The organism is Microcoleus sp. S13C4 (assembly GCF_036700865.1).
Lineage (GTDB): Bacteria > Cyanobacteriota > Cyanobacteriia > Cyanobacteriales > Microcoleaceae > Microcoleus.
Genome location: NZ_JAUBPS010000056.1, coordinates 1 through 21,697 on the forward strand (window position 1 = coordinate 1; position 21,697 = coordinate 21,697).

A 21,697-nucleotide genomic window follows, 5' to 3' on the forward strand; every position below is an offset into this window, starting at 1 on the left:
ATCATTCTCCGTTCTATCAAGACTACTAATTATCAAGAATTAGCCAAATCCATAGAGTGGGCGTTCAGTCAAGTTACGTCATCAAATATTTTTAACTGGTTTACACACTGCTGTTATTGTACCTCATCTTTCTGAGAAAGGCTATAACAAAATCCCCGACTTCTTTAAGAAGTCGGGGATTTAACCCCGATCGCATTTTAGGTTAGGCGTTTCGCCTGTTTTTATGCCAAAACAGGCACGGGTTGCGGCCAACGTCCCATGACTTTACCAATCACCGCCAATTCTTCCATCAACTTGTCGAACTGATCCGGTGTTAAAGATTGCGGCCCGTCAGACAAAGCTTTTTTCGGATTCGGGTGCACTTCAATCATCAGCGAATCAGTACCAGAGGCGATCGAAGCAAACGCCATTGAGGGTACAAACTGCGCCCAACCGGTGCCGTGACTAGGGTCAACCATAATCGGTAAGTGAGTCAGAGTCCGCAATACTGGTACTGCCGACAAATCAAGCGTATTGCGTGTATATTGCCTGTCATACCCGCGAATTCCGCGCTCGCACAAAATCACGTTCGGATTGCCAGAAGCCATGATATACTCAGCAGCCATCAACCATTCTTCAATGGTGGCCGAGATGCCGCGCTTCAGCAAAATCGGTTTGTCTTGAGCTCCGACTTTCTTCAACAGTGAGAAATTCTGCATATTTCTCGCCCCGACTTGGATTACGTCGGCTACTTCCACGATCGCACTTAAGTCCGCCGCATCCATAACTTCCGTGATAATTCCCAAACCGCTAGCTTCCCGGGCCGCAGCTAGCAATCCCAAAGCACTCTCGCCGTGGCCTTGGAAAGCGTAGGGGGAAGTTCTCGGTTTGTATGCGCCACCACGGAGAAAGTGAGCGCCAGCAGCTTTGACGCGCATTGCCGTTTCGACAATCATTTCTTCGTTTTCGACCGAGCAAGGGCCTGCTACGATCGCGATCGGGTGATGCAAGCCGATCATTACAGTTCCTAAAGGAGTAGCAACCGCTACTTCGCTGGCTTCTCCTTGGCGGTACTCCAGAGAAGCGCGTTTGTAGGGTTTTTCCACGCGCAGCACTTCCTCAATCCAGGTGCTCATTTCGCGCAGTTGCATCGGTTCGAGCTCGGCGGTTTCGCCTACCAAACCCATAACAACTTTGTAACGGCCGACGATTTTTTCTGGTATCAAACCCCAGTTAGTGCGGAGCTCTTCGTCTACTCGATCGATCTCGGCTTCTGGAGTGCCGGCTTTCATTACAATAATCATATTTTTTTTGCCTTTTTAGTTGGGCTAGAAACGGATGATGACTCTGATGCACTGAGAAAAATAGATGCAATGGCGATCGAGAATCTATTTATATCAGTATTATTAGCATTGTTGTGGGGCGGGTTCTTGTTCCCTCCCCAAAAACAAATTCTAGATGGTTAACATTTTAGTTGTTAGCTAATGACTAATGACTAATAACTAATAACTAATGACTAACTTTTTGGCTTCGCGGCGCGCCACGCTTCTCGCATCCGTCCAAAATTGGTATTAAATTCTTCCCACCCCAGAGTGCTTCCTGAAATTTCTTCATCCCAGGAAGCCGAGAGGACTCCGTAGCTTAATCCCAGAACACCTAGACCAAAACAGCCCATGCTTACCAGCAATACTGCTGTGTTGGGCAAATCAAACAAGCCCTTGCTGACTACCAAATAGCTTACAAAAAATGTGCAAATTCCCAATAGGGTAGGTATGCCGCAGAATACCGCTATGCGAGATATCATGCGTTGGCTCACTACTTCTGGGATGGATTGCGACTGTTTTCCGGTTTTGTTAGCTTTCGGCTGCTTGTCGGCAGAATCCGACTCTAAGGCTACGCTTGCTTGAGGTTCTGGGGGCTTTTTAGGCGTTTTTTTACGATTTGTTGCCGGTTCAAAGGGCAAGCGCTTGCGGGGTGGTTCGGAGGACATATTTTATCTCTAACCTGAAATCTCGAACATTTTTCAATAAGTCTTGGTGTTTGTCCAAGATTAAAGAATATTGTCGCAAATTTTGGCTTTGGTGTTTAGCCGCGAATGCCTAGACGGGCAATCAATGCTTTGTAGCGATCGACATTTTCCTTTTGGATGTATGCTAGCAGGCGCTTGCGGCGGCTGATCATCATCATCAAACCGCGCCGGGAGGCGAAGTCTTTTTGGTTGATTTTCAGGTGGGCGCTGAGTTTTGTGATGCGATCGGTCAGCATGGCGACTTGGACATCTGCTGAACCGGTATCGGTTTCATGGGTTTGGAAGTCGCCCATGATTTCTTGTTTGCGCTGTTGTGTAAGAGCCATGAATTGATTTTAGTTTTTTTTGTACGATTGTCACAATCTCCTATGTTATCACAGGGGAAGCATAACAACGATAAAATTTTTGCCAGGGATGGGTTTTTTGGCCCGGCCGAATTTGGTTTTTATTCCCGGTTTCGGGCTCGGGTAGGGAATTATCGGCTCAAATAGGCGATCGCCTCACGTATCCAATCATCGGCATTACCTTTGGCGGACAAAGTGCTGTCTTGACTGAGGGTTTGCAGCGCCTGCAAGACTTCAGCCCCAGTGTATCCCATCGCCAGCAGGATCATCTCGACTTCTTCTTGAATAGCTGGGGGAACTCCGGCGGCGACTGAAGTTGTCAAACCTGCTTGTTGTCGCCATTCCGAGAGTTTGCTTTTGAGTTCCAGGGCGAGGCGTTCTGCGGTTTTTGTACCGACGCCCGGGGTTTTGGCGAGGATGCGGGTGTTACCGCCCACGATCGCCTGGACTAAATCTTGCAATCCTAAAGTATCCAGAAGTGCGATCGCCAGTTGAGCTCCCACACCGCTAACACTCGTTAACTGCCGAAACAAATCGCGTTCGGCCGCGCTGCCAAAACCGTACAATACGATTTGGTCTTCCTTAACTTGCTGGTGGGTAAAAATTTGGGCGACTTCGCCGGATGCTGGCAATTGACCGGTCACACGGGGCAAAATTTGGATTTCATAGCCGATTTGATTGACTTCCAGAGTCAATATGACGCGGTTGCTGCCTTTGGCGATATCGGCGACTGTGCCTTTGAGATAGCTAATCATAAAATTAATAATACACCGCTATTGGCTTTCATCAAAATCGGCGATGATGCTGCGGATGGAGTTGAGGCTGATATCTGCGCGATTCCCTACCCTTCACCGAACCCCTGCGGGAAGATAGCTTCGCTTCACGGATTTTGAGTAAATGGTTAACAAAAGTACGATCAACGGCTATTCCACTTGATCGATCGTGCGATCGTCTAAAATCTAAAATCTAAAATCTAAAATCGATTCTCTCCCACACTTCCAAGATTAATAGGGTTTGTCCGGCTTGGCCTGGCGGCCATGCTTTTCTGACACTGGCTGTTATTTCTGCAACCAGAGTATCGTCGGGGTCGTCTTCAGCTTCATCTTTAGGTTCCGGAAGAACCCGAATGATTCGCACGGGGTCGGGAGTGTCTAGTGTTAAAGGTCGATCGAGAATTAATTGACCTTTTTCGTCGGTCGTTCCTGTGACTACTAAAGCTTTCATTGGTGTTTACTTAATTTTTTTGAGTTAATAGTATTATATAAAGCCGCCCGAGCGATTTTGTTATTTTCAAGTCAAAATAAGCTGCTGTTTAACCAAAGACAAATCCGTCTTACCAAAATTCACAACCAAAGCCACATTAAAATTTTCCAAGGATTTGACAAACCACATAATTTCATTAGAAGCTTTACCTTCATAGTGATTAAACAGAATAGAAAATCGCTTTTCCAACTCAGGTTTAACTTTGCCCGAAAGCAGTACAAGTTTCAGCAATAAACCCATTGTCCTGCTGGCACCGAGGTTGTACACCAAATCGTAAAAAACGTAGTGGCTGGGATGTTGGGCATTTTCCACTACTAAGAAGTTGAACAACTGGTGGCAAGTCCCAACTAACAATATATTATTGAATTTCACCGAGTCATTTTCTCGCAATGTATTTTTGATTTGTTTGTACAAACGGTCATTAAATTGACGCCCCCCGTATTCGGGTTCAACCGAGGATATTAAATATTCATACAAATCCACTTTAAATGAGGCGTAAGATGGAGTTTGTCTGGCATCTCTCAGGAAAAATTGAGCCTCTTCTTTGTAGCTGCGATCGCCTGCTACTTTTCCGGCAAATTCCATGATTGCTAAGTGCAGTTCTGCATCGTTCAAAAGTGTGGGATTAGGCGCCCGTTGCACAATTCCTATTTCTGTATTTCTCGGCTCAACCAAATAATTTAAATATTGAGACAAATGTGTTTCAAATTGTCGCTGTCTTTGAAATGCCAGTTTTTTGATGGTTTGTTGGTCTTCCTCAATGCTGCCCTTGCTCAGGAGAGAATAGCCGTACAAATAAGGATACCGACAGATCAATTCGCCCAAAGGAGAATCTGTATCTTGTTGCTGCGGTTCCGACTCTCTATCTAAGGCTTTTACTAAGCGCTCTAGGGTCTGAAATTCTTCACTTTTAGAAAAGAAAGCTATTTGTTCTTGCAAGCGCTTGACTATGTAAAATTCCGTCCCAAATCGGGGAGAAGCCTGCTTAAATAAAGCTACCAACTTGGCGATCGCGAACTGGTTGTGCGATTGCAGTTGCCAGCGGTTGATCGGGATGTAGCAGCAGCGGTGTAGGATATATTTAAAGTGCTGATCCGATCGCTTGACGGAGACTATACTGTACAAAGTTGCTTCAATCTCTCGCTCGGGATAGCCCATGCCGTCGATAAATAGCTTTCGGAACCGCTCGATCACCTGTGCGGGGGATTCCGTTTCCACGCAGGAGACGATGTGATCGTACAATCTCTGTTCGTTGCTGCCTGTTGGAACACTATCTGAGGGCGGGGTGAGGATGCGGCTGTCTGCATCGGTGTCTACGCTGCTGTCTGCAACTTCTGCGACAACGACTGTCGGTTGTTCCCCAAAAGTTCGATCGGGATTCAAGAACCAATAGTGTTCTTGGCTTAATTGTTTGTCCGCAGCCCAATCCAATGCTAACTGTAAACTTTCTCCTGTCAATAACAGCGATTCATCTTCGCGGTCTGAAGCCAGCCATGCTGCTAGCGCGGAGTGGTAGGGAGCCAATTTGCCCAGCTCTTTTTCCACCCAGAAGCGATTAAAAACTGACTGATAAATTAGGTTGGAAACTATTAATCTACCGTGAGATTTAACAACCAGTCCTGATAGTTGCAATTCGAGTTTTTCAAGAGAGTAATCGGCTGGTACTCCCGGCGATTCCCCCGGTTTTGTTGCCTTGATCGGCTCCAAAGCTTGCTGGTACAGCGTTAACAGCCGCGTGAGGTCGCAGTGGCTATGGAAAATGCGATCGCGTATGGGTATCAAATGTTGGGGTTCGTCTTCTTCTTCCCAATTTTTAATAATTCTGTGTTTGACCAGTTTTTCAACCTGCTGAGCTTCGGAATTTCTGCCAATGAAAGGCCCGTATTCAAGTACCAAGTGGCAAACTTTATGAGTCAGAAACGGTTGCCCACCCGTCCAAGCTAATATTTCTTGCAGCACTTTTTGGGGGCGAAAAGCTTTGAGGGCCAATCCTTTTGCTAGCGGCAAACTTTCGTGCAGTTGGAATCGACTTAAATGAATCTGCCGTCCAATATTAAAAGGGTTGCATCTGGGATCTCGGATCAATTCTGAGGGGACTGCTACTCCCATAACAGCAAAAGTCAGGCGATCGTATTCCGGTTGCTCTGCCCGCTTGGAGTAACAAGCCCGGATCAAAGCAAAAAAATCGCTGGTACTGAAATTTAGGCTGCTGATGCTGTCAATGTCATCTATGAAAATTACCAGATTTTGCTGAAGTGACTTGAGCAAAACTTTTTCGATAAATATCTCCAATCGCTGCATCGGCGATAGCAGTTCGCGATCGTTCCACCACTTGATGGCATCAAACCTGTTTGTGAGTTGCAAACTGCTTGCCATGCGGTACATGATTGCGGCATACCACTTTTGGGGGGAGACATTTGGGCTGCTGATGCTTCTGAAGTTGATGGCGGCAAAAACTGTACCTTCTGCTTGCAACCTTTTGGCTGTTTGCACTAGCAGGCTGGACTTTCCCATTTGCGGCGAACTCAACACGTAGCAGAAGTCTCCGGCTTTGAGTCCTTCGTAGAGTTCGCTGTCAGCCGATCGCCTGACATAGGTGGGCGCACCGGCAGGCAAATATCCTCCGACTTGATATTGGTACGTGGAGTTGACTTCTGCTGTCATCTGAGAATTCATCAAGATGTTGCGCCCCTATGTTGTGCGATCGAAAGGTTACAAATTGGAATTATTGCCAGCTTATACCATTTTAGATTTTAGATTTTAGATTTTAGATTAGGGAACGATTTATTCAATGAGGGTTTGGAGTTTGCCTATCCTGGCATTTGCATTGTTTTTTTTGAACCGGCCTTACTATGGTTGAAAATTTTTGTTTGTCTTTCTCTATTGTCTACTAACTCACCTTTCTCCTTCTCAATCTTTACCGTATCTTTGCAACCGTTGGCGCCAAATCCTGCGAACTATCGTACCCCACCCCCCTTGTTCTTCACACTCGTTTAGAGAAGTATGTTAATTTTCACTCGCTCGGATTGCAAAGGCAAAAATGCCATTTAATTCACATTTATTTACAATTTTACTTTAAAATTCACCCGGTGGTATGATGTTGCCAGGGAAACTCCTAACCGCAGTGCTGTCAACCTTCTGCCTTGAGAGCCGGCTGCCTTGTGCCGGAGGAAAAGGCTCAGCAATAGCTGCCAATAAAAAACCCCAGCGTTTGGCTGAGGACTGCTTGAGTGGGAGATATCGTTAATCTGCGTTTTTTTAGTTGACTTAGAGTGCATGGAATTCCATGCTGCTGACACTCCCCGGACTTCCGCAAGCGCGGGGATTCTTAAGGACAAACTTTTGGGGATGAATCCAAAAAAAGTTTAATTCTTAAAGGCGTTGTCAGTGCCCGGCTGACCACTGGCTCAACTATAAAAGTTAAGTCTGTGGCTAATTATAGAAGATGCGCCCTGATGGCTTAACTACCCGATGGATTAGCACCCTGATGGCTTAACTCCCTGATGGATCGACGCCCTGATGGCTTTCGCTCCACTACCCAAAAAAATCGGGTTGGTGGATGATCGTGGACGTTAGTAACACGTCACTTCCGGCGTTTCCGATCGCAAGCGGGTGTGCCTGTCTGAATTGATTATGGCAGGCAGATTTATCAGAAGACAAGTGGGCTATTGCATCAACCCATTTCTGACAGATCGGGTTAGCCAAAAAGTGTCAATCTACGGAAATCAGGGTCATCGAACATGAAAAACAGCATCTTAGTATTAGGGGTAATTGCCTCGGCTGGCTTCGGCTTTTTCCAGGCAGGCAGCGCCAGCGCTTCAGCGATCGCCCCACAACATTCATCAGCCAGCAGTTTGACGGCTTGGGAGAGTCGTCCCGACTTTAACTACACTGGAACGAATGAGGATGGGGACCAAGAAGAGGTAAAAACGGGTAAAGGCAGGAAATAATTGGCGCTCTTGTGTGGTTTGCTCTTGTGCGGTTGTGGTTGTGGTGGCATTTGTTGTCGCAACCGCCTCTGATCGAGGCGGTTAAAACTCGATCCCAATATTCAGTTTACCTAATCCCGGGGGGGGTCAGTTTCAGAGAACGGTGAATGGGAAAATAACAGGTAAGGCGAGTCTGTCGGTGGAGTTTCCCCGCCTATCAACTTCCTTACCTTCTGATGTTCGGGATTCGGATCTGGCACAATCGTATTTCATCTAGTAAAAACCCAATGGAAAATACTCTCGAAACTACCCGCAGACAGCGCGTATTGACAAGAACCCAGGAACGGCGTCAGGCGACACCCAAAGAAAAACAGTTGATTCACCTGCTAGCCAATATGGCTTGCAGTTTGATTAAATACGACTACAAACACGCAGCAGGGAAAGGAACCATCCCGCCTTCGGAACGCAAGCGTTTAGCGGAATGGCACTACCTGCGAGTTCAGCAAATTCGCCGGATCGAACGCTCATTGGAACCCGTAGCGACCCTTAAGCGCGTGTACTACAAGAGCATCCTCAGTCCGAGAGATCTGAAGTCTTTGAAACTTCTGTGGCTGGAGGAGGACAAAAACCGCGTCAAACGGGTCGATCCTGAGTTGGACGACATCCTCAGCGAAGCTTTGGATCGGGGAGATACTTTAAAACAGCTATTTCACTCGATCGAAGTCAAAGAACGCACCTTTTCTGCAACTCCTAGCCCCGGCGCCGTGCCGCTTTGGGTCAAAGAGTGGGAAGACTCGGAATATGACATAAACTTTTTTCCGCCTTCGTTCCCTGCATGGGTTTCGATCGTGGACGACTAGGTTCAAGAAAAACTCTTTGACATGGCATCGATCGTAAAATTCAGATGGTAGACTTATTTGCTATTGCTGCCATTGGCGAAGAGGGTGGGGGCGATAGGCTAAACCAGGTGGCGTTGCGCGCAGGCATCCGAGTACAGAGAGGTGAATCGGAGTCAGTACCATTGTACAATGGGGGAAAACCAGGGCTTCAGCTAATCGCTGATAGCTGATAGCTGATAGCTGATAGTTTCTCATGACTGACTCGATTTCTACTTCTCCTCTAGACTCGGCGGCCGATACAGCCGAACTCCGCTCTCAGTTGAGGTCGGGTTCGGAAAAAACTCAACTGCAACTGCTGCAACAACAAATAGCAGATTCCGGTTGGGATGTATTGATGGAATTTTTATTAGAGCGCAAGTCAGATGCACCGACTGCGGTAATGGGTAAGGCTTACCAAATTCTTTACAGTGCTAATTCTCCGAGAGCGAGGGAGTTTTTGCAAGCGAATTTTCCAAGTGGGGTTGTGCCGCTGCGATCGGACTCTAACATTGATTACACTCCACTGCAACAATTATTGGCGTTACAGGAATTTCAAGAAGCCGATCGCTTGACTTTAGACAAGCTTTGTGAATTGGCTGGTGATACAGCTTCAGTGAGAAAGTGGCTGTATTTTACGCAAGTTGAGAGTTTGCCGGTGGCGGATTTGCAAACAATTAATACGCTGTGGAAAGTTCATTCCGAAGGCAAATTTGGCTTTTCAGTGCAGCGGGAAATTTGGCTGAGCTCGGGCAAGAATTGGGATAAATTGTGGCCGCTAATTGGCTGGAAGAAGGGGAATAATTGGACGCGCTACCCGCAAGAGTTTATCTGGGATTTGAGCGCGCCGAGAGGGCATTTGCCGCTGTCAAATCAGTTGCGAGGAGTGCAGCCGTTTGCAGCTTTGATGGCTCATCCTGCCTGGTTGAAGTGAATGATTTTGAGGCTTTTAGAGAATGTGGGGCAGGCTGGATAGCCTGCCCCGCTATTGTTTTTGGCGAATTGGGATTTTGATTTTTGAGGCGCAGAAATTCACAGAGATTCAGAGGCGGGACGCCTGTTCCACTTTTGGCATAGAGGCTGAGGGGCGATCGCACTTCTAGGAATGTTGGAAAATTTTGTATAATTGATATTTGAGTTAATTAGCGAGAGGGCTGGGGGTCATGGTAGGCATCGGAACCAAACTCACTTTAGCAGAATTTCTAGCTTTGCCCGACGGAGATATATATTGTGAGTTTGTAGATGGTGAAGCAGTCCCTAAAGTGTCTCCAAAATTTTTTCATTCCAGTTTACAGGGAGCTTTGTGTCGCCTGATTCGTGTATGGTGTAAAGGACTGGGGCGAGTGCTTCCAGAATGGGCAATTTTGTTAAAACGTCAGGATAAAGATTGGGTACCTGTTCCCGATTTAACGTACATTTCTTATGAACGTCTGCCGAAAAGTTGGCGACCAAATGAAGCTTGTCCCGCAATTCCTGAACTGGTGATTGAGATTATATCGCCGGATCAAAGTATGAAGGAATTTGAAGAGAAGGCGAAAGATTATTTGGCGGCGGGCGTTCCGCGAGTTTGGGTGATTGATCCAGAGGCTATTTTAATTAGAAGTTTTTTGACCGATGGTTTGAGTCAAGTTTATACGGATAATACACCGATTGTGGATGAGTTTCGGCCTGGTTTGGAGTTGACGACTAGACAGATTTTTGAAGAAGCCGAATTGATTGATTGATTGAGGGCGATGTTTTGGGGAAAGTGGGGCGTGGATGCTCGCCCCATCATTGAATTGGCTTATTTACCAGATTTGCGTACTATTGGGTCTAGAGCTTGAATCAGAAGTGCGATCGATCGAACTAGGACAGCCACTGTAAGAATCGTTTCAGTTACTCCACCCAAGGACTGGGGTGGGCTCGGTTGAGTACCGGGTACGTGGATAGTGGGTTCGCTGGTAGTGGCAGTTATGGGTTTGATCTGAGACATTGGGTTATTGCTCCCTTGCTGTTGATATTTCAAGTTTCAGCGAGATATCGAGGGCAAAAATCACCACTTTTGGCTCAGCTCACCACATATTTTAAAAGTGAGCTAAAATTGAACCCATAGCAAAACCCCAGTAGAGTAGGGGTCAGGGAAAAGCATCTTGGTTTTGTTAATATATTGAACAAGTAAATGGAATAGCTGTCACTTGATTAAGCACGTCGTGGCGTATCTGGGCCAACATTAATATGCAACCTTATGGCACTTTCTCTCAGAGCTTCTAAACAAGGGCTGAAAATCGTCGATGAAAAAAGAAAAAATAAAGGCTGGGAAGCAACAGCAACGGCTTGGTATAGTGAGGCTCATACTTCAGTAGCAACCTTAAAGCGGTTTAGGCGGGGGATACCAATTGACCGAGATGTATTTATTGCTATTTGTAAAGCGGTTGGCATAGAGAACTGGGAAGAAATTATTGACAAAACCCCACCCCAGCAACCTACATCCTATATGGAGTTTAGCGTCTATGACGATGCGTGGGTTGGGCGAGAAAGTCTGATTCAAGAGTTGAGCGATCGCGTAAATTCTTCTACTCGTGTCTTGCTATTGGTTGGCATGACAGGTATTGGTAAAACTGCTTTGGCTGAAAGGCTAGTACAGGAATTGCGAGGAGATTGGAGGGAACACAGGGAGAATTTTGAAGATGAAAATAAAACTTCAGACTTTGCCAGTGTCGCGCTGCAATGGCTGGAAAAGTGGGGGGAAATTGTCCCAAAGGACGATCGCAAACCAGAGCAACTGTCACGGCGATTAGTCAAACGCTTGCGCGAAAATCGCTATTTAATCCTCATGGATTCTCTTGAGTACCTATTGACAGGAAATGAAGAGGATGGCTGGGGTGATTTTGCTGATGAGTGGTGGGGTAAGTTTTTTGTGAGTTTCTTGGCAGAATCATCTTGTCAAAGTCGTTTCATTCTTACCTCTCAGGATTTGCCAACTAAGTTTGAGACATCAGAATGCGACCGCTATAAAAATCTCTGGTATTGTCAAGTTTTGAAAGGATTAGAAGTACCTGAGCAGGTGGCGTTATTTCAAAAAGCTGAACTAGAGGCTAATTGGGAATTACCACATAGTCCCCTGCGAGTAATTGGAGAAGTTTATGACGGGCATCCTTTAGCATTGCGGACGATCGTTGGAGAAATTAAGGGTTCATATAAGGGGATAGTCAGGGCTTACTGGAAAGAGAACAGTGGTTACATTGAGGAGGTAAAAAAGGCTATTGATGAAGCGCGTAACCAAGGAGTAGTTAAAGGCGATGAGGATAGGTGGCAGTTAGCATCATACACGAAAGTCTTGCGAAGAAAAGTTAAGGAACGGATTGATAAGACATTTAAACGGTTAAAAAATGATGTTTATGATGCCTATCTTTTGCTTTGCACTGCCTCAATATATCGCTGCGAAGTAAAAGAAAAGTGGTGGCTGATTAATTTAGAAGACGAGGGTTACAGTAAGAAGCAGCAACAGGATGCAATGCAAACTCTGCGTAATCGCTATTTAGTTGAAGATGGAGGAATCGACGATGAAGATAATCGCCTGGTGGGACAACATAATTTGATTCGTAGTGTGGCGATCGCTCACCGATTAATCCTTCCCTAAAAATGAAAAACTCGGACAAATTTACTCTGCAAAATAACCCGCTCCCATCTGGTGAGTTGATTTTGGAAAAGTTAGGTATCAATCTTCATAATCTCCCGGCCCAATTTCCAACTCGCGAGCAGCGGCTTCAGTACAGAGCAGTTGTACAGTGGCTAACTGATGATAAACCTAAGTCAGATGCTTCCAATCTTGAGAAAGTGCGGGGATACTTGGAAGCATTTCACCATCTCTGCGAAGTGAAAGACTGGGAAAGAGCTAGCAAAATCCTTGAGATTAACCTTGATACACCTAATAATACAGAATTACACAATCCGCTAATAACTTGGGGCTACTATCGTGAAGTAATTGATTTATACAGTAGACTATTGGGAAACTTAGACCCAGCCAGTGATGCTGTTTGCTTCTTGGGTCTGGGTAAGGCATATCATTACTTAGGAAACTACGACGAAGCTATTTTTTATTATAAGGAAAGTTTATCCAGAATGTTGAAGATAGGCTATAGTTTAGGTGTTGGGAAAGTTTTGGGCAGTATGGCTAACACTTACCTTGCTATAAGAGAGTACGATCGAGCGATTAGTTGCTATGAAGAATGTTTGGTTATTTCTCGAAAAACAAACAATCCAGAAAGTATTGGATCAACATTGGGCAATTTAGGGAATATATACTTTGCCCTAAAGAAATACGATATAGCTATTGATTATGCTGAACAACATTTCATAATTGCAGAAAAAATAGGCAATTTACAGGGCATAGGGATAGCATTAACTAATTTGGGAAATGCGCTATTTAAACTTGGTCATCATTTAGAAGCTCATAAAAATTTTTTGAAAGCATACGAAATTTTTATACAAATTGGCGATCGTCGCTCTGAGGCTCTAATTTTTTACAATTTGGCGAGCTTCCAAGCGGATTTAGGCAACCTCCCTCTAGCTATTGAGTCTTGCAATCTCGCTTTATCCATCGCTACAGAATTAGGCATCCCGCTAGCAAAAGAGTGTCAGGAATTGAAGGAACAATTACTGAGCAAACAAACATAAACTGTGACGTACACAACATCTGCTCTTGTATATGTTGAATTTACTGATGAAGCGGCTACCATTGAATCTCTCCACGGGCCAACTTTTCTTCGTAGGCTTCTAAATTCTTTAAATAGTCAGAAAAGTCTGATTCAGTAAGCTGTGGCAATTTACTGTTGTATTTGAGGAGCAAAAAGTCTATAAAATCATTCACCTCTTGAACAAGTGACTCCGGCAGTTGGCTAATTTTAGCAATAGTTAGATTGTAAACTGTCATGTTTTTACCCTATGTATCTTATTCACTTAACTATAACGCTCTCGATCCAATTACCGTTTAGCCGCGAAACTCAAGCAAGCCAAAATATCCTGTTGGGTGAGATAGGGAAAATCATCGAGAATTTCTTGATAAGTCATCCCAGAAGCAAGATATTCCAGCACGTCATAGACTGTAATTCTCATGCCTCGAATACAAGGTTTACCACCTCGTTTACCCGGTTCGATCGTAATTATATTAGCGATATCTTGGTCTGACATGGCTCTCTTCTGTTAGTTTCTGTTTTTAATTCTAACCTAGGAAGCTGATTTTCACGATCGCACCTCCTCCTCAAAGACATTCATTAAGTTGTTTCATATCCCCTTGCTGCTGCACTTGCTTGTGCAAACTAATTTTGTCGCCCACTTCATACCCCGAATTAAAACCCGCCGCGCTGCTGACTTGAGAATCTGTTCTAGTTCTAATTTTAACCCCTCGGCCCTCTAGATAATCGGCGATCGCCTGTTGATTTTTCTCAAACATCGATCGCACTACAATCCCTGGAGTCGCCGCCGCATCCCCCGAACCCGGAATCCCCGACTCTTCCATTTCCTGTTTTTGTTCTAACAATCTTTGTCTCAACCTTGTCGCGCATCCAACCCGAAAAGCATTCAGATACGCCAATCCCCTGCCGTTTCCTTTGCGGTATTTAGCCCTTTTTTCAATCGCAGAACTCAAATACTCGTACAGGTGTTTGCAAACAATCAGGTTTGTAGAAGTTCCCACCAAAAACATATTGCCATTATAAGTGTTTCGCATGGCATTGCAACCGTTAGCGTCGGCAATTCCCGAAAGCAGCATCATTTTCCAAGTGACAAATTTCGATGTTGTTTCAACAGAGTTTTCGTCAATCTCTTCTTGGTGATTTGGCCCTAAATCCGCGAGGCTGAGATTGTACTGTGCCAGTAAAACGGAAGCTTTTTCGGCTGCAGCAGTCGATTCGTTTTCATTGGATGAGGTGGCGAGGGCTAAAAGCTTTTTGATTCTTTCGACAATACTTGTGTCTGCCATTTTTCAATCGGTTCTAGGGTGAGACTACGCGGTGGCAAGGATTGGGGTGAATTCCCATTTTAGTATAGCTGGGAATGTGCGATGTTTTTTGAGGAGAATTTTTTTGAACCGCAGACGGCGCAGAGGGCGCAGAGAGAGAGAAAGAAAGAAGTTTGCAACTGATGCGCGGATTGGTTACTATTCGAGGACTTCCAGGACGGATTTGGGCAACAATTTATCTTTAAACCAGACTACTTTTGCTGGCACGTCATTTACATTCACCCCGGCTTTTTCTAAATTCAGCCGTTCGGAAATAGCTAAAATCAAGTGATCGCATTCAGACTTCTGTACTTGTGCAAATTTCTTTTGCAAATACTCCGGCCGCCAATAGCCAACTATTTCTAATAAAAATACTCGCCCGTCGGGATGCACCAACCGAAAGTCGGGAATCATCACACTACCTGGTATCGGAATTAAATCAACTTCTCGCTCTAGTTGCCACTCGGTTTTTGTGGAATTCCATCTTTCAGCAAAGGCGGCTTCTAACATACTATCATAAGGCTTGCCAGGGGGATAGTGGCTGACTAAACCGCAGTCGGAATTTAGGGTAAATTTACCTGTTTTCAAAACGCCACTAAAAGGGTCTTTTGTGTGCAGTGTCGAGTGCATACTCCATTTGGTGACGTGCAGCAGTGCGGGCAGCATTTTCGCGAGGGCTAAGCCGTAGCGGGTGCTGGGTTTGAATAAGCTTGTAGGGCCGTCTATTGTAAGGGTAAAACCGTGGTCTGCATCGCCTTCGATGTAAGTCATTAATTGAAATAGTTTCAGATAGCGAAATAAGAGTTTGTATTCTCCCGGATCGTTGCGGTGGGCGGTTAATTGGACTTGACTTGCTCGGTAAAATATGCCTTGAACTTGAGAAAGATTGTATTTGTGAAGCAAGTTTTCTGGTGTTGGTGCATTAAACTCAGTGAGGATTTTGTTTTCGTTTAAATCGGCGTATAAACCTGTAGTGATTTCGTGTGGCAAAACTTCTCTGTTTAACTCTTGGCTGAGTTCACTTGCTACTTTTTCCAGGGTTAATTGGGTGGATTCAGGGCTGGGAGTCGATCGCGCAGACAATGCAAAAACCCGCTGTCTCAACTCTGAGGGTTCTAGGGGACTGATGACTTCCAAGGTGGAGTAACCGCCTTTCAGCAGGTGCGCTAATCCCCGTTTCAGCCGATAATCCGGGCTGTCGCCTTCTAATTCTAGCAAGCGTCCGTCGAGTTCGCCTTGGGTTTTGCCGATCGACTCTTGGAAGCAGTCGATCATTTCTTTAGCTGCTTCTAAGTTTTTAGCATCTATCTTGAGGCGGAGAGGGATGATTGATTCTCCGTTTTGGCGGTGACTTAATAAATCAGTTGGTAGCATAAGCAGTGAAAACTTTTACTCAATTTTTTGTTCAACAATTACCATAACTCCCCTCAGTTTTCCCTCTTCTGTCAAGCTTTGGGTAGTCCGAATTCGCCGATCAGAACTGACAAGATGGATGGTTTCCACAGCCCTCAGAATGCCAGTTGCTTTGTCCCATACTTGGAAAATTATCAAATCATCTCCCACTTCTGTCGCTAATGTATTGTAGTTGGGAAAAACCGAGTCGCGACCTTCAATTTGCACTTGCCCTTCGCCGACAACATAACCCACAAAATTTTGGGTTTCACTCTTGCCATTGGCATAAGTTTGAAGGTTAGTTTGCCTCCACTCGTTATCAACTATTTTCTGGGTTACTACTGCTGTAAAACGCCTGGTTTCTTTGCAGTCGGCATCGAGTATTGTCCAGTCTCCCTCCCAAACTCCTGTATGTTTGGGGAAACTTTTAAAGTTAGTTAGTTGTGCATTTTCGCTCATTTTTAGGTAATGTGAATTAGTTAATATTGAGATTATACACTAATTGGGTAATCTTCAATCATCCTTAGTATTATCATTATCTTCTCCCCATTTAGCTGGTGATTCGGCTGCTTTTTTAGTCGCCTCCTGGTTGACTCCGTAAATGGGTGTTGGTTTGATAGTTTCTAATTTCTGATATTCGGGCTTTGGCGGTTCTATTTGTGTTTGTGGTTGGGGTTTTTGAGGCTGCATTCCTCCTCAGCGGCGTTGGGATTTTCTTCGTCGCGAAGAACGCGAAGGGAAGAGAGAGAAAGAAAGAGAGTGTTCAGAAATAGTTTAAGCTTACTACCAGGGAATTTCATCATTGTCTTCTCCCCATTTGGCGGGTGATTCTGCTGCTTTTTTGGTTGTCTCTCGGTTGACTCCGTAAATGGGTGTCGGTTTGACAATTTCTAATTTTTGATATTCTGGCTTTGGCGGTTCTATTTGTGTTTGTGGTTGGGCTTTGTGAGGCTGCATTCCTCCTCGGCGGCGTTGGGATGTTCTTTCTTCGCTGGTGTCTTCGGTGACGACTTCGTAGAGAATTGCTAACTTATTAACATCGCTGCTTTTGCGGAGAACTCGACCCAATCGCTGAATGTACTCGCGTTCGCTGCCGGTACCTGACAATATGATAGCAATTCTGGCGTCGGGAACGTCCACTCCTTCGTTGAGGACGTGGGAGGCGACGAGGGTTTTGTATTCGCCGCTGCGAAAGCGATCGAGGATTTCGTGGCGTTCTTTGACTGGGGTTTGGTGGGTAATTGTGGGGATGAGAAATTCTTGGGAAATTCGGTAAACTGTGGCGTTGTCTCCGGTAAAAATTAGGGTGCGCTGGGGAGAGTGTTCTGCTAGAATTTGAGCTAAAATTCGCAGTTTGCCTTCGGTACAAAGGGCGATTTCTTTGGCTTGGCGGTGGGCTAGCATGGCGCGCCGTCCCAGGGGCGATCGCGCGCTTGCCATGATAAATTGTTTCCATCCTTCGAGGCTGGATATTTTGATGTTTGACTGTTTTAAGAAGTCGTTGCGAATGTTGATTAATTCGGCGTAGCGATCGGTTTCTTCTGTTGACAGTTTTACCATAATTTGAACTATTTTATGGTCGGCTAAAGCATCGCCTGCCAAATCTTCGGGTCTTTTGCTAAATACTGTGGGGCCGATAAGAAAATGTAAATCGCTGTGGCGACCATCTGTGCGATCGGGTGTAGCTGTCAGTCCGAGTCGAAAAGGCGCGATCGCATATTCGGAAATTACTCGATAAAAGTCCGTTGGCAAATGGTGGCATTCGTCAAAAACCAGCAAACCGTATTTATTGCCCAAGGTTTCTGCATGAATACTTGCACTATCGTAGGTTGCGACTAAAATTGGCGTTTTGTCCCGCGAACCTCCGCCCAACAATCCGATTTCGAGGTCGGGAAAAGCTGCTTTTAAATTAGCATACCACTGGTGCATTAAATCAAGAGTTGGTACTACAATTAATGTAGTGCGACCAGTGACTTGCATGGCTAATTGTGCCAGATAAGTTTTGCCGGAAGCGGTGGGGAGGACGACTACTCCCTGGCTTCCTGCTTCCTGCCAAGCTGCGAGGGCCTGTTCTTGATGTGGGTAAGGCTGCATTTCCACGCTGGGTACGAGTTCGAGTAGTTCGTATCCCCTAGCTTCGTCGGTGAAGTGAATGCACTCGGCTTGGAGGCATTCTACCAGCGGGCGGTAGTGAATGGCTCGAATGCGGTATTTTTCCACGCGATCGTCCCATGTCGCAAAGTCCACCCAGTCTCTGCCTTTGGGCGGCGGGTGCAACAGGAGAGTTCCGCGATCGAATGTTAAGGTAGGTATCCGTGGCATTTGTTTAGATAGGGGGGCGAGTTATGCCTGTTAAATTATAAGTGACAGATCAAATATATTGACAGCAGAGTCTCTATCAGCTATTATTTAATCACATCTCTTAGACCCTAATGTATTTTAATCTAAAATAGGGTTAAATTAAAATTAAATAGTAATCTTTTTAGGATTTGTCAAAGTCAATATTTCTTTATTTTTTTCTTCTATACAGCATCAGGGTTTCCTATACAAAAAATCTCGTACACAAATCCAATAGGATTACCATAGCATTTTTTGTAGCCGACCAAATTGCACTAATGTCGAAAATGTTAAAAAAATGTAGTAGGGACTTGAGTCAATGTTTTTGAATTGGCAAAAAAACGTAGGCACTGACTACAAAATGCTTGATATTGATTAGATCTTTCCCCCACGGCTTCGAGTTCAATTATCATCGGAATAATATGTTTGATTTTATCGAATACAAAAAAAGATTTTTACAAGCGACTAAGGACTGGAATAACGAGAAGTGGAATAATTTGGATGACAATCCATTCCTACTTTCGGCCCCCATGCTTCAAGATTGTCACGTTAAGAATTGTCGATTTGTTCAAAGTCGATTAAAGATATTGGAATATCTGCCTAAAAATAGTGTGGTGGCCGAGGTAGGAACTCAATACGGGCGCTTTGCGGAAAAAATTCTTGCTATTGCCAAGCCCAAAAAGCTGCATTTGATCGATTATAATTTTGATTTATTCAAAGCAGAAATCAGCACAAAACAAAAAAGTCTAGTTAAAGAAGGGATAGAAAATGGAACGGTAGAGCTTCACGAAGGGGATTCTTCGACAATTTTAAAAAGCTTTCCTGACGAGTATTTTGACTGGATATATATCGATGCCGACCACGAATATCAAGGTGTATGCAAAGATATTCAGCAAGGTTACACAAAAGTTAAAGCCGAAGGAATGATGGTGTTTAACGATTACACGAATTGGTCGGTAGGCGAGGTGATGCCTTACGGTGTGGCGAAAGCAGTCAATGAGTTTTGTATTGCGAATAACTGGGAACTCGTATTTTTTGCCTTTCAGTCCCTAGGCTATCACGATGTTGCAATAAGGAAAAATACTGGGGAAACGGCAGTGCGAATTCCGTTGCAGGAAGCCAAGTCCGAATTGCAGAATTACCAATATCAAATTCAACAGCTACAGTTACAGTTGGAACAAGCTAAAAAGACGATCGACTTGATGGAATACGATCAATTTGGGAAATTGCGATCGATCTGGCGAAAAATCCAACAAAAATTATCTTAGCCCAGCCGGATTGCCAAATCTAAAATCTACAATGGTATTGTCCCGCTGGGGATGGTTTTTAAGTTAGATTCGATCTACGTATGCCTGAAATTAGAGGTTATAGATGGAAATAGGCGTCCCCAAGGAAATCAAGGATTTAGAGTTTCGAGTCGGGCTCAGTCCCACAAGTGTCCGGGCTTGTTCGGACAAAGGCCACACAGTTTTCGTCGAAACGAATGCAGGCGCTGGGGCCGGTTTTGCGGACGAGGACTACGTTGAAGCAGGGGCTAAGATTGTCTTAAAAGCATCAGATGTCTGGAATCGCGAACTAATTGTTAAAGTTAAAGAACCGCTGCCTGCTGAGTATCCGCTGATTCAAAAAGAGCAGTTGCTGTTTACATATTTGCACTTGGCAGCCGATCGCACATTAACCGAGCACTTAATCAACAGCGGAGTCCAGGCCATCGCCTACGAAACCGTCGAACTCCCGGACAGAAAATTGCCGCTGCTGACGCCGATGAGTATTATTGCAGGGCGTTTGGCTGTGCAGTTCGGAGCTCGGTTTCTGGAACGGCAGCAAGGTGGCCGCGGCGTACTTTTGGGCGGTGTACCAGGGGTAAGACCGGGTAAAGTTGTGATTTTGGGCGGCGGAATCGTTGGCACAGAAGCAGCGCGAATTGCTGTAGGAATGGGCGCGAGAGTGCAGATTTTAGACGTAAATGTCGATCGCCTAGCCTATTTAGAAACTTTGTTCGGTTCCAGAGTAGAATACCTCTACAGCAGTCCTTTACAAATTGAAGCAGTTGTTCCCGATGCTGATTTGTTAATCGGTGCGGTTTTGGTCTTAGGTAAAAAAGCTCCCGTGCTTGTTTCTCGCGAATTTGTTGCGAAGATGCACCCCGGTTCTGTGATTGTTGACGTAGCCGTTGACCAAGGCGGCTGCGTGGAAACTTTGCGGGTAACTTCTCACACAAATCCTACTTATGTTGAGGAAGGAGTCGTGCATTACGGCGTGCCGAATATGCCCGGTGCCGTGCCTTGGACTGCGACTCAAGCTTTGAATAACAGCACTTTGCCTTATGTTTTGCAGTTGGCAAATAGCGGGATTAAAGCTTTGGAAATGAATCCAAGTTTGGCGAAGGGATTGAACGTGCAGAATCACCGATTGGTGCATCCGGCCGTGCGCGAGGTTTTCCCCGATTTGGTCGATTAAATTCCCACTTTTTTTAAAGTAAGCTATCCCGCATCTAAATAGTATTTTGGTGCGGGTAGAAACAACTGTATCGTTCCCCCTAAATCCCCATTAATAACGAGGACTTTGAGTGAGGAGAGTTGAAGGGCTTGCTCGATGTGATCGAGGTCATCAGGTAAAATATTAGGCCACATAATTCCATTGTACTATGGAAAAGTTGACTCCATATCGCTCACGCGATTCGTAAAAAGAGCGATCGCCCTTCTCCCTAATTCACCAGATAATCACTCAGAGTTTTTAGTAAGCGTTGATGTCGCTCTGAGGAAATAGCTCGAATATAGCAAAACCATTTGATTTGTAAACAATCTATTCAATCATCACAAGCGTTTCAGGTTGGTCTACATTCATGACTCAAATAGACTTGCTAGAGAATATGTTGCCATTTCTAAATTATCTCCTTTTTTACATCTTGAAAGTTTACCCTCTTTGTGCCGGGTTTGAGCTCAAATTGCTGTAAAACAGCTCAGAAAGTAGTAAATTTTGTAGGTGCGATCGAGTCACATCAAGCTGATGAACACCTACATGGACGCAGTACAGCTCGAAGAACCACAATTTATGCCATGAGTTCTCAATTATTACCTTTGTGGGCGGGGGCTAAGCACATAATTGCAATCCTCAGAAGTGGCAGCAGATGGAAAGGTAAAAAAAGTCGGCGTCGATTAGTTAATTTTCATGAATCACACTATTATTTAAGTAGTCTGGACTGGTCAGCTAGTCAAGCAAGCCGAGGCAATTCCAGGACACTGGCTAATTGAGAATCGAGTGCATGGGGTTAAAGATGTGACGTTAAAGGAGGATAACTGTATTCATGGTCGCGGCAACGCAGCAGCTAATTGGGCAAGGGGGGTGACAATTTTTAGTATCTTTGGCGAGGATGAGTGGTACGAATACTCTTCCACAAGCTTTAAGATTGATGGCTAATCAAATTGACAATCTTAGTCAGTTGTTTTTGGGTTTCTCTAACCGAGACGAACCAGTTACATCCTTCACGCGAGCGTCAGCAAATAGCCTCTGATATTGGTTTGTTCTCTTGACAATTAATCCATCCCGCTTATTAAGGGGGATCGAGACTA

The 21,697-nt window shown here is 45.0% G+C and carries 24 protein-coding genes; 8 read left to right on the top strand and 16 right to left on the bottom strand.

The annotated features are described in order from the left end of the window. Positions 1–221: 221 nt before the first annotated feature. From aroF to QT996_RS20955, 6 genes are all read right to left on the bottom strand, one after another. A complete protein-coding gene (gene aroF, locus QT996_RS20930; protein ID WP_333048675.1) occupies positions 222–1,283 on the bottom strand; it encodes a 3-deoxy-7-phosphoheptulonate synthase in 1,062 nt (353 codons plus the stop codon). 212 nt (positions 1,284–1,495) lie between these two features. After that, the gene (locus tag QT996_RS20935) at positions 1,496–1,969 is read right to left on the bottom strand and encodes a PAM68 family protein (RefSeq protein WP_333048676.1); all 474 of its coding nucleotides are present in this window, start codon (positions 1,967–1,969) and stop codon (positions 1,496–1,498) included. 95 nt (positions 1,970–2,064) lie between these two features. Next, on the bottom strand, positions 2,065–2,334 hold the full coding sequence (gene rpsO, locus QT996_RS20940) for a 30S ribosomal protein S15 (protein WP_190742031.1): 270 nt from the start codon (positions 2,332–2,334) through the stop codon (positions 2,065–2,067). Positions 2,335–2,483: 149 nt separating this feature from the next. Then, positions 2,484–3,107, bottom strand: a complete 624-nt coding sequence (gene ruvA / locus QT996_RS20945) for a Holliday junction branch migration protein RuvA (RefSeq protein ID WP_333048677.1) — start codon at positions 3,105–3,107, stop codon at positions 2,484–2,486. A gap of 211 nt (positions 3,108–3,318) precedes the next feature. After that, positions 3,319–3,576, bottom strand: a complete 258-nt coding sequence (locus tag QT996_RS20950; RefSeq protein ID WP_333048678.1) for a type II toxin-antitoxin system RelN family antitoxin — start codon at positions 3,574–3,576, stop codon at positions 3,319–3,321. 66 nt (positions 3,577–3,642) lie between these two features. Then, positions 3,643–6,279, bottom strand: a complete 2,637-nt coding sequence (locus QT996_RS20955) for an AAA-like domain-containing protein (RefSeq protein WP_333048679.1) — start codon at positions 6,277–6,279, stop codon at positions 3,643–3,645. Positions 6,280–7,355: 1,076 nt separating this feature from the next. Between QT996_RS20955 and QT996_RS20960 the strand changes: the two genes are divergently transcribed. Both QT996_RS20960 and QT996_RS20965 read left to right on the top strand, forming a co-directional pair. Continuing rightward, complete coding sequence (locus QT996_RS20960) at positions 7,356–7,565, top strand: hypothetical protein (protein ID WP_333037644.1); 210 nt, start codon at positions 7,356–7,358, stop codon at positions 7,563–7,565. Between the two features lie 266 nt (positions 7,566–7,831). Continuing rightward, a complete protein-coding gene (locus QT996_RS20965) occupies positions 7,832–8,404 on the top strand; it encodes a hypothetical protein (protein ID WP_333048680.1) in 573 nt (190 codons plus the stop codon). A 60-nt stretch (positions 8,405–8,464) separates the two neighbouring features. Here the strand turns inward: QT996_RS20965 and QT996_RS20970 are convergent, their stop codons facing one another. Further along, entirely contained in the window at positions 8,465–8,638 is a 174-nt protein-coding gene (locus QT996_RS20970) for a hypothetical protein (protein WP_333048681.1), read from the bottom strand. Here QT996_RS20970 and QT996_RS20975 point away from each other — a divergent pair. Next, on the top strand, positions 8,637–9,353 hold the full coding sequence (locus tag QT996_RS20975) for a GUN4 N-terminal ARM-like repeat domain-containing protein (RefSeq protein ID WP_333048682.1): 717 nt from the start codon (positions 8,637–8,639) through the stop codon (positions 9,351–9,353). The two genes, QT996_RS20970 and QT996_RS20975, sit on opposite strands and share 2 nt — an antisense overlap. Positions 9,354–9,582: 229 nt before the next feature. Beyond that, positions 9,583–10,143, top strand: a complete 561-nt coding sequence (locus tag QT996_RS20980) for a Uma2 family endonuclease (protein WP_333048683.1) — start codon at positions 9,583–9,585, stop codon at positions 10,141–10,143. 59 nt (positions 10,144–10,202) lie between these two features. Here the strand turns inward: QT996_RS20980 and QT996_RS20985 are convergent, their stop codons facing one another. Beyond that, positions 10,203–10,391 carry a hypothetical protein gene (locus QT996_RS20985; protein ID WP_333048684.1) on the bottom strand — a complete coding sequence of 63 codons (189 nt, stop codon included), beginning with the start codon at positions 10,389–10,391 and terminating at the stop codon, positions 10,203–10,205. 252 nt (positions 10,392–10,643) lie between these two features. Between QT996_RS20985 and QT996_RS20990 the strand changes: the two genes are divergently transcribed. After that, positions 10,644–12,038, top strand: coding sequence for an ATP-binding protein (locus QT996_RS20990; protein WP_333048685.1), 1,395 nt, complete (start codon positions 10,644–10,646; stop codon positions 12,036–12,038). A gap of 2 nt (positions 12,039–12,040) precedes the next feature. Then, complete coding sequence (locus QT996_RS20995) at positions 12,041–13,075, top strand: tetratricopeptide repeat protein (RefSeq protein WP_333048686.1); 1,035 nt, start codon at positions 12,041–12,043, stop codon at positions 13,073–13,075. A gap of 55 nt (positions 13,076–13,130) precedes the next feature. Here QT996_RS20995 and QT996_RS21000 read toward each other — a convergent pair whose 3' ends face one another. From QT996_RS21000 to QT996_RS21030, 7 genes are all read right to left on the bottom strand, one after another. Continuing rightward, positions 13,131–13,331 (bottom strand): DUF2281 domain-containing protein, encoded by a 201-nt coding sequence (locus QT996_RS21000; RefSeq protein WP_333048687.1) that lies wholly within the window; start codon positions 13,329–13,331, stop codon positions 13,131–13,133. A 50-nt stretch (positions 13,332–13,381) separates the two neighbouring features. Beyond that, positions 13,382–13,588 carry a DUF433 domain-containing protein gene (locus QT996_RS21005; RefSeq protein ID WP_333048688.1) on the bottom strand — a complete coding sequence of 69 codons (207 nt, stop codon included), beginning with the start codon at positions 13,586–13,588 and terminating at the stop codon, positions 13,382–13,384. Between the two features lie 70 nt (positions 13,589–13,658). Further along, a complete protein-coding gene (locus tag QT996_RS21010; protein ID WP_333048689.1) occupies positions 13,659–14,378 on the bottom strand; it encodes a DUF2786 domain-containing protein in 720 nt (239 codons plus the stop codon). A gap of 177 nt (positions 14,379–14,555) precedes the next feature. Further along, positions 14,556–15,770 carry a DUF790 family protein gene (locus QT996_RS21015; RefSeq protein ID WP_333048690.1) on the bottom strand — a complete coding sequence of 405 codons (1,215 nt, stop codon included), beginning with the start codon at positions 15,768–15,770 and terminating at the stop codon, positions 14,556–14,558. A gap of 15 nt (positions 15,771–15,785) precedes the next feature. Next, on the bottom strand, positions 15,786–16,247 hold the full coding sequence (locus tag QT996_RS21020) for a DUF3598 family protein (RefSeq protein ID WP_333048691.1): 462 nt from the start codon (positions 16,245–16,247) through the stop codon (positions 15,786–15,788). A 54-nt stretch (positions 16,248–16,301) separates the two neighbouring features. Then, positions 16,302–16,478, bottom strand: a complete 177-nt coding sequence (locus QT996_RS21025) for a hypothetical protein (protein ID WP_333048692.1) — start codon at positions 16,476–16,478, stop codon at positions 16,302–16,304. A 93-nt stretch (positions 16,479–16,571) separates the two neighbouring features. Further along, positions 16,572–18,110, bottom strand: coding sequence for a DEAD/DEAH box helicase family protein (locus tag QT996_RS21030; RefSeq protein WP_333048693.1), 1,539 nt, complete (start codon positions 18,108–18,110; stop codon positions 16,572–16,574). Positions 18,111–18,547: 437 nt separating this feature from the next. Here QT996_RS21030 and QT996_RS21035 point away from each other — a divergent pair, with 437 nt between their 5' ends. Beyond that, positions 18,548–19,393, top strand: coding sequence for a class I SAM-dependent methyltransferase (locus QT996_RS21035; RefSeq protein WP_333048694.1), 846 nt, complete (start codon positions 18,548–18,550; stop codon positions 19,391–19,393). Positions 19,394–19,496: 103 nt separating this feature from the next. Next, a complete protein-coding gene (gene ald, locus QT996_RS21040) occupies positions 19,497–20,585 on the top strand; it encodes an alanine dehydrogenase (protein ID WP_333048695.1) in 1,089 nt (362 codons plus the stop codon). Between the two features lie 23 nt (positions 20,586–20,608). Here the strand turns inward: ald and QT996_RS21045 are convergent, their stop codons facing one another. Further along, on the bottom strand, positions 20,609–20,758 hold the full coding sequence (locus tag QT996_RS21045; protein WP_333048696.1) for a hypothetical protein: 150 nt from the start codon (positions 20,756–20,758) through the stop codon (positions 20,609–20,611). Positions 20,759–21,697: the final 939 nt, after the last annotated feature.

What these genes read in the sequence shown, in the direction of transcription:
- aroF (WP_333048675.1), bottom strand. Translation starts at nt 1,283, where the DNA reads ATGATTATTGTAATGAAAGCCGGCACTCCAGAAGCCGAGATCGATCGA.
- QT996_RS20935 (WP_333048676.1), bottom strand. Translation starts at nt 1,969, where the DNA reads ATGTCCTCCGAACCACCCCGCAAGCGCTTGCCCTTTGAACCGGCAACA.
- rpsO (WP_190742031.1), bottom strand. Translation starts at nt 2,334, where the DNA reads ATGGCTCTTACACAACAGCGCAAACAAGAAATCATGGGCGACTTCCAA.
- ruvA (WP_333048677.1), bottom strand. Translation starts at nt 3,107, where the DNA reads ATGATTAGCTATCTCAAAGGCACAGTCGCCGATATCGCCAAAGGCAGC.
- QT996_RS20950 (WP_333048678.1), bottom strand. Translation starts at nt 3,576, where the DNA reads ATGAAAGCTTTAGTAGTCACAGGAACGACCGACGAAAAAGGTCAATTA.
- QT996_RS20955 (WP_333048679.1), bottom strand. Translation starts at nt 6,279, where the DNA reads ATGACAGCAGAAGTCAACTCCACGTACCAATATCAAGTCGGAGGATAT.
- QT996_RS20960 (WP_333037644.1), top strand. Translation starts at nt 7,356, where the DNA reads ATGAAAAACAGCATCTTAGTATTAGGGGTAATTGCCTCGGCTGGCTTC.
- QT996_RS20965 (WP_333048680.1), top strand. Translation starts at nt 7,832, where the DNA reads ATGGAAAATACTCTCGAAACTACCCGCAGACAGCGCGTATTGACAAGA.
- QT996_RS20975 (WP_333048682.1), top strand. Translation starts at nt 8,637, where the DNA reads ATGACTGACTCGATTTCTACTTCTCCTCTAGACTCGGCGGCCGATACA.
- QT996_RS20970 (WP_333048681.1), bottom strand. Translation starts at nt 8,638, where the DNA reads ATGAGAAACTATCAGCTATCAGCTATCAGCTATCAGCGATTAGCTGAA.
- QT996_RS20980 (WP_333048683.1), top strand. Translation starts at nt 9,583, where the DNA reads ATGGTAGGCATCGGAACCAAACTCACTTTAGCAGAATTTCTAGCTTTG.
- QT996_RS20985 (WP_333048684.1), bottom strand. Translation starts at nt 10,391, where the DNA reads ATGTCTCAGATCAAACCCATAACTGCCACTACCAGCGAACCCACTATC.
- QT996_RS20990 (WP_333048685.1), top strand. Translation starts at nt 10,644, where the DNA reads ATGGCACTTTCTCTCAGAGCTTCTAAACAAGGGCTGAAAATCGTCGAT.
- QT996_RS20995 (WP_333048686.1), top strand. Translation starts at nt 12,041, where the DNA reads ATGAAAAACTCGGACAAATTTACTCTGCAAAATAACCCGCTCCCATCT.
- QT996_RS21000 (WP_333048687.1), bottom strand. Translation starts at nt 13,331, where the DNA reads ATGACAGTTTACAATCTAACTATTGCTAAAATTAGCCAACTGCCGGAG.
- QT996_RS21005 (WP_333048688.1), bottom strand. Translation starts at nt 13,588, where the DNA reads ATGTCAGACCAAGATATCGCTAATATAATTACGATCGAACCGGGTAAA.
- QT996_RS21010 (WP_333048689.1), bottom strand. Translation starts at nt 14,378, where the DNA reads ATGGCAGACACAAGTATTGTCGAAAGAATCAAAAAGCTTTTAGCCCTC.
- QT996_RS21015 (WP_333048690.1), bottom strand. Translation starts at nt 15,770, where the DNA reads ATGCTACCAACTGATTTATTAAGTCACCGCCAAAACGGAGAATCAATC.
- QT996_RS21020 (WP_333048691.1), bottom strand. Translation starts at nt 16,247, where the DNA reads ATGAGCGAAAATGCACAACTAACTAACTTTAAAAGTTTCCCCAAACAT.
- QT996_RS21025 (WP_333048692.1), bottom strand. Translation starts at nt 16,478, where the DNA reads ATGCAGCCTCAAAAACCCCAACCACAAACACAAATAGAACCGCCAAAG.
- QT996_RS21030 (WP_333048693.1), bottom strand. Translation starts at nt 18,110, where the DNA reads ATGCCACGGATACCTACCTTAACATTCGATCGCGGAACTCTCCTGTTG.
- QT996_RS21035 (WP_333048694.1), top strand. Translation starts at nt 18,548, where the DNA reads ATGTTTGATTTTATCGAATACAAAAAAAGATTTTTACAAGCGACTAAG.
- ald (WP_333048695.1), top strand. Translation starts at nt 19,497, where the DNA reads ATGGAAATAGGCGTCCCCAAGGAAATCAAGGATTTAGAGTTTCGAGTC.
- QT996_RS21045 (WP_333048696.1), bottom strand. Translation starts at nt 20,758, where the DNA reads ATGTGGCCTAATATTTTACCTGATGACCTCGATCACATCGAGCAAGCC.